This window comes from Streptomyces sp. NPDC049577 (assembly GCF_040675635.1).
Taxonomy (GTDB): Bacteria; Actinomycetota; Actinomycetes; order Streptomycetales; family Streptomycetaceae; genus Streptomyces.
The window spans coordinates 1-10,269 of the sequence record NZ_JBFAPH010000225.1 but is presented as its reverse complement, the minus strand read 5'-3'; the positions used below and the strand labels follow the sequence as shown (position 1 = coordinate 10,269).

Here is a 10,269-nt window from a genome sequence, read left to right as displayed (position 1 = left end):
GGGAGCAGCAGGGCGAGGGTGACTGCGGTGCGCTGAACGGTGCGAGTGGTGATCATGGCTTCCCCTCGGAATGCTCGGTGCCGCGGGCGGGGGGGCGTACTCCGCCGCTTCACTCCGCAGACCGCCCGGCGACCCGGAAGAGTTCCTTCCGGGGGCCGGTTCCGGTCGTGCCGAGCCTTCTCGTTCAGGGTAGTCCGGGGCGCCGGCTCGTCAGCCGAGTGCCGCCGCCGTGGCGCGGGCGAAGGTTTCGGGGTTGTCCAGCATGATGTTGTGGCCGCAGTCCGGGATCGCCACGACGCCGACGCCGGCCGCTTCGAGGCGGTCGGCGCCGGGCAGGGGCCCGTCGGCCGCCGGCACCAGGTACGTGCGCGGGATCGTCAGCTCCAGGAGCATCTCCCGCATGGTCGGCACCGTGCCGCGGGTCAGGTGGACGGCGCTGCGGTGCAGCGCCTCCAGCCCGGCCAGCCGCATCGTGGACCACCAGTGCGGGCCGGCCGCGTCCCGGACCTCCTGCCAGCCGCCGCCGACGAACTCGGCCTCGGTGTAGGTGGCGATGCCGCTGCTGCCGGGGCCGCGGACCGGGGTGATCGGGTCGAGGTTGGCGTCGACCAGCACGAGCCGGGAGACAAGGCGGGGGTGGCGGGCCGCGAGGACGATCGCCACCGACCCGCCCATGCTGTGCGCGACGAGTTCGGCACCCGTCACACCGGCGGCCGTCAGGGCCTCGGCGAGCGCGTCGGCGTGGGACTCCAGGGTGTAGTCGAAGCCGGTGGGGCGGTCGCTGATGCCGAAGCCGAGCAGGTCGATCAGGAGCGAGCGGCGTCCCGCGAGCGCGGGATGCGCCGCGACCTCGGCGAAGTAGACGGGCGACGTCGCCCCGAGTCCGTGCACATAGACGCGCGCGGGCTCCTCCCCCGGCAGTTCCACCCATCGGATCCGGTCGCCCTCGGGCGTCACCGTCGCGCTCCGCACAGTCCACTCCCCCGTTCTCGCGTTCGAATCGGGATGATCATAAGGCCACCCCGGCCGCGGGCGTCAGCTGCGGGCGTCCACCACCGTCCGCAGCTTGCCGGTGGTCGGCGTGCGCGCGAAGCCGGCGCCGTCCACCGCTTCCACCGCGACGTCGAGCAGCCGCTCGGCCACGGCCGTGCGCAGCTCCGGGTAGCCGGCCAGGAGCGCGTCCCGCAGACGGTCGGTGCCGGTGTGCTCCACGCGGACGGTGAGGCGTTCGCGCGGGCCGTCGGCGGACAGCAGGAGCTGGAGCTCCCCGCTGTAGCCGGTCTCCTCGGCGAGGGTGACGAAGCGGCGGTAGTTGAGGAAGTAGGTCGCCACGCGCACCACGTCGCCGGTACGGCCCAGGAGTTCGAAGCGCGGGGCCCGGCTGCCGCAGGGGCAGGGGCCGGGGACGGCGCGGCCGAGGTCGCCGATGACGTAGCGGTCGAGCTTCTGGCCGCGGCGGGCGCGGGTGGTGAAGACGAGGCGGCCGGTCCCGCCCGGGGGCACCGGGCGGTCGGCGTCGACGTCGACGATCTCCAGCGTGTGCAGGTCGGCGTGGAGGTGGTGGACGCTGCCCTCGCTCTCCACGCACTGGTAGCCGAGCGGGCCGAGGTCGGTGCTGCCGTAGGTGATGGAGCGGACGGTCTCGATGCCGAAGGTCTCGGCCAGGACACGGCGCTGTTCGGCGGTGAAGTGCTCGCCGCCGTAGAAGATCTTGCGGATGCCGCCGTACGAGCGCAGCAGGTCGGCCTGGTCGTGCAGGAGCTGCCACAGGTAGGAGGGCATGCCGAAGAGGGTGTCGGCCTCGTGGGCGATCAGCGTCTCGGCGGTGGCCCGGTGGTCGGTACCGGCGGTCATCGGCAGCTGGACGCCACCGAGCCGCTCCAGGATGGAGAAGAAGCTGATGAACCCGCCGTACATGTCTCCGCAGTAGAAGAGGTTGGCGGTGCGGTCGCGGGCCGGGTCGTAGCCGGCGGCGAGCAGGCCGCGGGCGGCGGCGTGCATCTGGGTGTCGTAGTCGTCGTAGGTGAAGAGGGAGAGGGCGGGGGTGCCGGTGCTGCCGCCGCTGCGGAAGTACAGCTCGGCGTCGGCCCGGCCGACCTCGCGGTTGCGTTCCTGGACGGCGGCCTTGTCCAGCAGCGGCCCGGCGGGCGGCGGGACGTCGGCCGGGCGGATCAGGTCGTCGAGGCAGGCCGTGGTGGCGAAGCGCTCGTCGGCCCGGACGGCCACGCGGCGGCTGTAGCGCTGGAGGGCGTAGACGCCGTCGTGGGGCTCGCCGGGGTAGCTGCCCAGCATGTCGCCGACCGGGGTGACCCGGGTGACACCGGCGGCCAGGACGGTGCGGGCGAGCTCGGCGACGTCCGTACGGCTGCCCGCGATGCCGGCCGTCTGCAGGTAGCGGCGCATGGGCCGCAGGGTGGCGATCAGGTGCTTGCGGGGCAGCGGCTTGACCCAGATGCTGCGGTGCAGCGGGGAGGCGGTGAGGGCGGCCCGGGTGTCGGCCATGACGCGCCAGGAGCCGTCGGGGGCGGCGTGGACGCGGGTCAGGCCGAGGTGCTCCTCCAGGCGGGCGAGCAGCTCGGTGGTGGTGATCTCGGCCTCCTCGGCCGGGCCGGTCTCCTCGTCCCGGGGCGCGGGCGGCACGGCGGCCAGGGCGCCGGCCAGGCGCTCGGCGAAGGCGAAGACCTCGTCGACGTCCTCGGTGTCGAGATAGACGACCTGCGGGCTGGAACACGCCTGCTGTTCGTGCAGGCACACGTCCGCCGCGAGGGCGCGCAGCGTGGCCCCGTCGTGCCAGGCGTCCGCGGCGAGGTAGGCGAAGGAGATCCGGTGGCCCCACTCCACCAGGCGGCAGCCGGGCGGTACGTGGGCGGCGACGCCCTCGACGGCGGCCTCGCCGCCCCACACCGCGACCGCGTCGGCGGGCGCGCACATCAGGCGCAGCCACTCCTGGCGGGAGGAGGGGAAGCGCAGCACGACGACGCGCTCGGCGACGGCCCCGGTGGGGTCGAGCGCGGCGAGTTCGGCGAGCAGGTGCTGGGCGAGGAGGGTGTCGGCGCTGCTGGTCTTGAGGACGTTGACGTTCCCCGCGAGCAGTCCCTCGACGATGCTGAGCGGTGCGACGGTGGCGGCGTTGCCGGGCGCGATGTGGGCGACCATGCCGACGGGCGCCCACGCCTCGTAGACGGTCTCCTTGGCGTCGGGCCGGGCCAGCCGCTCAGGGGTGGGTCCGCCGAGCTCGCGGCGGAGCTTGCGGGTCAGTTCGGGGCGGCTGAGGAAGGCGGCGAGTTCCGTGAGGAGCGAGGCGTCCTCGCCGTCGGGCAGATGGGCGGCCAGGCGGATGGTCACGGGGTGCGCGGGGTCGCGCAGGGCGGTGGCCAGCCGGTCGCAGGCGGCCAGCACGGTCTCGGTGTCCAGGGGGGTGGCCAGCGCGGCCTCGACGGCGGCGGGCAGGCCGGCCAGTCGGCGGGCCGCCTCGTCGTCGTCGACGAAGGCGCCCTGCCAGTAGTGCTGGTGGATCGTCTCGGTCACGACATTCCCTTCATCAGTTCGGCGGCGGCCACGGCACAGCTGCGGTTGCGGCTCACGCCGGCGCGGCCGTGCACGGTGAACCAGGGGGTGTTCAGCTCGCAGCCGCACTCCTCGCCCGGTTGGAGGGAGGCCAGGTCTCCCATGAGGACGCTCTGCGCCGGCACGGAGGTGATGTACGGCGAGACGAGGTGCAGATAGCCCCGCTCCCCGTAGGGCAGCGGCTCCAGGGTGCGCGTGGAGCGGATGGCCACGCGCGACCAGACGGGGGCGTGCAGCCGGTGGTGGTCGCACTCGATGTACGGGATGCAGTGCTCGACGGAGCCGAAGGTGTCGCGGATCCGCTCCGGGGGGATGCCCAGTTGCTCGGTGATCCGGGCGTACAGCTCGTCCTTGCCGATCTGCCGGTCGGCGTTGCCCTTCCAGCCGCCGCCGAGGATCACCAGGGAGTCCTCGGACAGGCGCAGGGGCGGCAGGCCCATGGCGCGCATCCGCTCCAGGGTGAACCAGAGGAAGGCGGGGAAGCCCAGGATGCGCACGGGCGCGTCGTCCCGCTCGTAGCGGCGCAGCGCCTCGACGCAGCCGAAGGGGTCGAACTCGTGGCCGCCGCCGGTGTTCCGCAGGGCGTACGCGACCTGCCGGGCCGGGGCGAAGTCGCACAGGTAGTTGTCGGTGAAGGAGGTGCCCAGCTTCAGATCGCGGGCCGGCTCGTAGCTGTAGAGCAGGTAGTTGACCTCCTGGCCGGGGGTGATCCAGCCGTTGTGGTCGAAGATGCGGGCGACCATGCGCTGCGCGGAGCGGATGGTCCAGGTGTCGAAGAACATCTGCGACTTCTGGCCGGTCGTGCCGGAGGAGGTCAGGTGCAGTTCGACGGCGTCGCGCGGGATGGAGAGCACCTCGTGCCGCTTGAAGAAGTTCGCGTGCACGAGCGGGGCGCGGTAGGGGGCGCCGGCGTCGGTGCCGGTGCTCTCGTACAGCGAGCGGAAGAACGGGGAGCGTTCGGCGTGCCAGGCGTTGATCTCGGCCATGGCGGCGGCGAACAGCTCGTCCTCGGCGGGGCCGGTCGCGTAGGGGTCGGTCAGATCGCACAGCTCCTGCACCCGGGGCAGCAGCCCGGGGTCCGGCACGGCGATCGGGGCCAGATGGCGGTTCATGAGGCAACCTCGAGGGTGGGCAGATAGGTCGACGCCCAGGCCGACGCGTAGGAGTCCAGGTAGGGCTGGAGCGGCCCGTCGACGACGACGCCGCGGAAGTCGATCTGTTCGTTGGTGCGGGTCATCACGGCGTAGTCGTGGAAGCCGTCGCCCTCGGCCCGCATGGCCGGGTAGAGGGCGCTGGGGATGAAGCCCTGGGCGAGGAAGGCGGAGAGCAGGTCGTGCCGGTCCAGGGGCACCAGGGCCTCGACGTAGCCGGCGCCGGCCCGGGTGAGGGTGCGGGTGATGGGCTCCAGCCAGGCCGCCGCGGCGGCCGGGCCCGGGTGGGCGGCGAGCAGCGCGCAGTAGCCGCCGGTGCGGTTGACGTAGGCGTAGACCTCGAAGTGGCCGTCGTCGGGCATCAGCAGCACGTTGGGCGTGTGCAGGGGGTAGAACCAGCCGTCGGCGTCGGGGAAGCGCTCGTGGAAGCGGCGGCGGACGAACGCCGGTGCCTCGATCGTCTCCAGCCTTCCCTCGGCGGGCCGTTCGGGGGCGGGGAGCGGGGCGGTGGCCCGGGTGTCGGCGTAACTGACGCCCAGGCTCTGTTCGACGGCGCGCAGCAGCGGCGTCAGCGGAGCGGGGACCTCGGGCACGGGGACGCGGCGGTCCAGCACCCCTACGGAGTGACGCGCGTAGAGCGCGAGGCTCTCGCGGCTGCTGAGGTCGACGGCGTTGGGCAGGATGCCCAGGGCGCGGAAGCCGTTGCGGGCGACGACACGCTGGGGACCGGCGCTGACCGTGCGGACGGTGGCGTAGACGGAGTCCAGGAGGCCCGTGCCGAGGGTGCGTTCGCACAGTGCCTCGGTCAGCGCTCCGGCGAGTCCGCCGGTGCGGTGTTCCGGGTGCACGGCCAGGCCTTCGAGCCGGCCGATGCGGCTGACGGGTTCGCCGTGGACGGCGGCGGAACCGACGAGAGCGCCGGTGTCCGGCCGGCGGGCGACCAGCCAGAGGGTGTGCGGGTCCTGGATGAGCCGGGCCATCTCGGCGGGGTCGGTGCCGAGCCCGGCGGGGTAGTGCGGTCCGTAGACCGCGTAGTACAGCTGACGCAGATCGGCGATGTCGGCGGGGGTGGCCGCCTGGAGCTCGGGGGTCATCGCTCGCTTCCGACGGGGACGGATTCGGGAAGGGGTACGGGGCCGGCCGCCGGCTCGGGCGTGCGCTCGCGCAGCAGGGCCAGGACACAGGCCGCGGGCAGCAGGCCGGCCGCCTGGATCAGGCACAGCGCCCGGACGGGCAGCTGGTCGCCGAGCAGTCCGAAGAGCAGGGAGGCCAGCGGGAAGGTCGCGCCGAGCACGGCCTGCATGACGGCGAAGAAGCCGGGCTTGTCGGCCGTGGGAACCAGCCGCTGGAAAAGGGCCACGAAGCGGACGCCGATGACGCCCACGCACCAGCCGGCCACGACGAGGGAGCCGGCGAAGACCAGCCGTCCGGTCAGCAGACCGGGCAGGGCCAGGGCGAGCGCCATCAGGGCCAGGCAGTACGAGCCGAGGACGGTCGGTCGTCCGGGCACGCGCGCTCCGGTGAAGGAGCCGATCAGCGTGCCGGTGCCCAGGGACGCCTCCAGCAGGGCGACGGTCGAGCCGTCGTCATGGAGCACGGACCGGGTGTAGAGCGGGATGACGACGAAGACGGCGGTGGTGAAGAGGTTCGCGGCCGTGAAGCAGAGCAGGATCTTACGGACGAAGGGCAGACCGGACAGGATCCGGCGCAGTGTCCGCCCTCCGGTCGCGGCGGCGTCGTCCACCGTGGCGGCCTCGGGTGCGGCGGCCGGGCGGAAACGCACCGCCGTCAGCAGCAGGGCGGCCGTCAGATAGGCCGCCGCGCAGCCGACCGCGAGGCCCGCGATGCCGGCCCGGTCGACGATCAGGGCGCCGAGCAGGGCGCCGCCGAGGCTCGCCAGGGACTGGGTGGAGAGTTCGAAGCCGGTGGCGGCCTCGATGTCCTCGTCGTCGACGAGTTCCGGCACGGAGGTGGTCAGACAGGGGTCGAAGAAGGCCTGGCAGGCGGCCAGGGCCAGGGTCACGGCGTAGGCGGCGGCGAGCGGGAGTCCGGCCGCGTACGCCCAGCCGGCCAGCGCGGCCGAGGCCAGTCCGGCGGTGCCGGCGGCCGCGCGCAGCAGCGAGCGGTGGGAGCGGCGGGCCACGGTCCGGGCGACGACGGGGGCGAGGGCGACGGCGGGCAGGGTGCTGACCGCCATGAACAGCCCGGAGGCGAGGCCGCGGCCGCCGCCGACGGCGTAGGCGACCAGCCACCAGGCCACGCCCACCTGGAACATGCGCACCGCGGCCTGGGTCAGGACCTGGGCCAGCCAGACGGCGCCGAAGGTGCGGTTGCGCAGGACGAGCGGCAGCCGGCGGCCCGTGGGCGCGCCGGAGGGGTCGGGGGTGCTCACGCGGTCGGCCTCTCGTCGAGGACGCGGACGAGCTTGCCGGAGCGGGGGTTGACCGCGAGGTCGCCGTGCCGGACCCATTCCACGGTCAGCGGGTGCACCATGCCGGCGCGTTCGCTGTCGGGGTAGAGCGGCCGGGCGGTGTTGAGGGCGGTGACGATCTCCTTGGCGAGGACGTCGAGTCCCGCCGGGTCGTCGCCGGGCGCGGTGGCCAGACGCAGGACGAGGCCGTCGCGGCCGTCCCAGCGGCGGACGACGAGCTGGGTGCCGGTGACGCGGCCCTCGGTGTCCGCCTCGGCGACGGCGGCGTGGGCGTCCTGGGTGTAGAGGGAGACGGGTCCGACGCGGACGCCTTCCTCGGCCCGGCCGAGGATGCGGAAGTGCCCGGCCTCGGGGTCGGTCCACTCCGCGCGGTCGCCGGCGGGGTAGCGGATGACGGGCATGAGGCGGCGGAAGAGGCTGGTGACCAGGACGCGGCCGGGGCGGCCGGCCTCGGTGACGGGTTCGCCGGTCGTCTCGTCGACGATCTCGACGAGGGTGTGCGGGCTGAACGCGCGGTGCACGCGCGGATCGGGGCCGGGCACGGGACGGCCGAGGAGGCCGGCGTCGACGCTGGCGTAGCCGAGGGAGCGGGGCTCGGCGTGCGGGAAGGCGGCACCGAGCAGACGCCGCTGGTCGTCGAAGAGCGCCTCGCCGCCGAAGAACAGCAGCTCGACCGAGGGAAGTTGACGACCCGTCGCGACCAGGTGCTCGGCGAGCCGGCACAGGGTGGTCGGGGTGCCGGCCACCACCTGGGCGGCGAAGTCCGCCAGGGTGGGCACCGTCGACTCCAGCGGGGCGGCGCCGCCGATGGGCAGGCGCACGTTGTCGACGGGTGCCTGGGCGAGGGAGTCGAGGACGAAGAGGAAGCTGGCGTAGAGCTCACCGGCGTAGAAGAGGTCGGCGACGCGGTGTCCGGGACGCAGTCCCGCGTCGAGGAGTCCCTGGCCGAAAGCGGCGGTGAATTCCCGCCATTCCTCGCGGGTGTAGCAGGAGAACTTCGGTGCGCCGGTGGTGCCGCCGGTCTTGTAGACGACGGCTTCGGAGAGGGGTCCGGTCAGAACGCGATTGCCGTGGAGGGCATTCGCCTGCCAGAACGCGTTCTGGTCCACCACGGGGAGTTGCGTGAGGCACTCGACCCGGTCGGGAAGTCCGGCGTAGAGCTCGGCGTAGAAAGGAGAGTTACGACGGGCGAAACGTATGAGGTCCGATAGCTGGTGGACGGACATGCAGCCTTTGCCTTGTGGGTGACAATGCGGGGTACGCAGGGTTGTGCGGCATGACGAGGATCGGTGCTCGCCGCCTGCCTGCCGGGCGTCGCGTGATACGCGGTACGCCGGCCCATCGGGTCGGGTCGCTGTCGGTCTGACACACGATCACAAACCCTGCGGCGTCAAGAAATATATCGCACCGTCAGCACTGCTCCGTACGGCCGTTGAGAGTTGAACGAGAATCGCCGGGGCCGTGGCCGGAAATCGGATCCGGGGGATCAGATGCCGAGACCTGCGTCACGGGCGAGGAGAGCGGCCTGGACCCGGTTCTCGCATTCCAGCTTGGCGAGAATGCGGCTGACATACGTCTTCACGGTGGCTTCACTCATATGAATACGGCGGCCGGCATCGGCATTCGAAAGTCCCTCGCCGAGCAGGGCCAGGACTTCGCGTTCCCGTTCGCCGAGTACGGCGATGCGCCGCCGCGCCTCCTCGGAGCGGGAGGCGGCGGGCGCGGCGGCGAGGGAGTCGGCGACGTGCCGGGTGGCGGCCGGGGAGAGGTAGGCGTCCCCGGCGGCGGCCGCGCGGACCGCGCCGATGAGCTCGCCGGGCGCGGAGTCCTTCAGGAGGAAGCCCGCGCCGCCCTGGCGCAGGGCGCGCAGGACGTTGTCGCGCTCGCCGAAGGTGGTGAGGATCAGGGTGCGGACGCCGGGGGCGGCGCGGCCGATCTCGGCGAGGGCGGCGAGGCCGTCGAGGTGCGGCATCCGGATGTCGAGCAGGGCGACGTCCACCCGGTACCGCCGCGCCAGGTCCACCGCCTCACGGCCGTCCGCGGCCTCGGCCGTCACCTCGATGTCGTCGGCCGAGGTGAGGATCGCCCGGATACCCGCGCGGATGAGCGGCTCGTCGTCGGCGATGAGGACGCGGATCACCTGGTCTCCTGCTCACTGGTGTGTCGTGGCCGGGCCCCGGGGTCCCCGGGGGCGCTTCGGCCAGTCTCCCCCGGGGCGGCCGTCGTCCTCGTCAGCCCTTGCCGACGCCGAGGAAGAGGGCGGCGAACAGGCCCACGGCGAGGATCAGGGCGACCGCACACCCGGTCAGACAGCCGTTGCTCTTCTTCGTGCTCATGATGTCCTTGAACTCCTCACGGGGATCCAGCAGGTCGATGACGGTCTCACCCTCGCCGGGGACGGGGACCACGCTCTGCTGCCGAAAGTCGTCCGCCTCGCCGACGAAGGTCGCGCGTGTCTCCGCGGAGGCGTAGGGCAGGACACCCGCGAGCCGGAAGCCGCCGCCGTCGGCCGGTCCGGCGTGCACCATGCCGCCGATCAGCCGGGCCCGCTCGCACAGCCCGTCAAGACCCTGGCCGCCGCTGACCGCGCCCGGCCTCCCGCCCCCGCCGGCCGGGAGGGGGCCGTTGGCCACCTCGACCACGAGGGCGTCCGGTTCGTACCGCAGGGCGACCTCGACGGGCGCGCCGGGGGCGTGCTTGCAGGCGTTGGTCAGACCCTCCTGGACGATCCGGTAGCCGGTGTGGTCGGCGGCGGGCGCGAGCGGGCGCGGTTCCCCCGTGCGCCGGAGGCGTACGGGAACGCCGGCCGCGGCCGCCGCGTCGACGAGGTCCTTGATGCCGGCCACGGCCCGGGCGGCCGGCTGGGAGTCCTCCGCGGTGCCGTCCCGCAGGATGCCGACGACCTCCCGCAGCTCGTGCATCGCGGCCACGGACGCCTCGCGGAGCACGCCGACCGCCTCCCGCTGCCGCCCGGTGAGGTCCCGGTCGACCTCCAGCGCGCCGGTCTGCACCGCGATGAGCGCCAGCTGGTGACCGAGCAAGGCCCAGACCTCAAGTCGGGGTGGCGGGATTTGAACCCACGACCTCTTCGTCCCGAACGAAGCGCGCTGCCAAGCTGCG

General features: G+C 73.4%; 7 protein-coding genes and 1 pseudogene. All 8 read right to left on the bottom strand.

Annotated elements, in window-relative coordinates:
* Positions 1-210: 210 nt before the first annotated feature.
* The gene (locus AB0K09_RS23000; RefSeq protein WP_366067257.1) at positions 211-972 is read right to left on the bottom strand and encodes an alpha/beta hydrolase; all 762 of its coding nucleotides are present in this window, start codon (positions 970-972) and stop codon (positions 211-213) included.
* 63 nt (positions 973-1,035) lie between these two features.
* A complete protein-coding gene (locus AB0K09_RS22995) occupies positions 1,036-3,528 on the bottom strand; it encodes an acyl-CoA reductase (RefSeq protein WP_366067256.1) in 2,493 nt (830 codons plus the stop codon).
* Positions 3,525-4,679 (bottom strand): acyl-protein synthase, encoded by a 1,155-nt coding sequence (locus tag AB0K09_RS22990; protein ID WP_366067255.1) that lies wholly within the window; start codon positions 4,677-4,679, stop codon positions 3,525-3,527. The genes AB0K09_RS22995 and AB0K09_RS22990 overlap by 4 nt, the downstream gene beginning before the upstream one ends.
* Positions 4,676-5,812: a GNAT family N-acetyltransferase gene (locus AB0K09_RS22985; RefSeq protein WP_366067254.1), complete on the bottom strand. Its 1,137-nt coding sequence runs from the start codon at positions 5,810-5,812 to the stop codon at positions 4,676-4,678. Before AB0K09_RS22985 ends, AB0K09_RS22990 begins: the two co-directional genes overlap by 4 nt.
* Complete coding sequence (locus AB0K09_RS22980) at positions 5,809-7,110, bottom strand: MFS transporter (protein WP_366067253.1); 1,302 nt, start codon at positions 7,108-7,110, stop codon at positions 5,809-5,811. The genes AB0K09_RS22985 and AB0K09_RS22980 overlap by 4 nt, the downstream gene beginning before the upstream one ends.
* Positions 7,107-8,375, bottom strand: coding sequence for a phenylacetate--CoA ligase family protein (locus tag AB0K09_RS22975; RefSeq protein ID WP_366067252.1), 1,269 nt, complete (start codon positions 8,373-8,375; stop codon positions 7,107-7,109). The genes AB0K09_RS22980 and AB0K09_RS22975 overlap by 4 nt, the downstream gene beginning before the upstream one ends.
* Positions 8,376-8,635: 260 nt before the next feature.
* Complete coding sequence (locus AB0K09_RS22970) at positions 8,636-9,289, bottom strand: response regulator transcription factor (protein WP_366067251.1); 654 nt, start codon at positions 9,287-9,289, stop codon at positions 8,636-8,638.
* Positions 9,290-9,380: 91 nt separating this feature from the next.
* A pseudogene (locus AB0K09_RS22965) lies at positions 9,381-10,187 on the bottom strand (sensor histidine kinase); the annotation flags it as partial.
* Positions 10,188-10,269: the final 82 nt, after the last annotated feature.

What these genes read in the sequence shown, in the direction of transcription:
- AB0K09_RS22990 (WP_366067255.1), bottom strand. Translation starts at nt 4,679, where the DNA reads ATGAACCGCCATCTGGCCCCGATCGCCGTGCCGGACCCCGGGCTGCTG.
- AB0K09_RS22975 (WP_366067252.1), bottom strand. Translation starts at nt 8,375, where the DNA reads ATGTCCGTCCACCAGCTATCGGACCTCATACGTTTCGCCCGTCGTAAC.
- AB0K09_RS22985 (WP_366067254.1), bottom strand. Translation starts at nt 5,812, where the DNA reads ATGACCCCCGAGCTCCAGGCGGCCACCCCCGCCGACATCGCCGATCTG.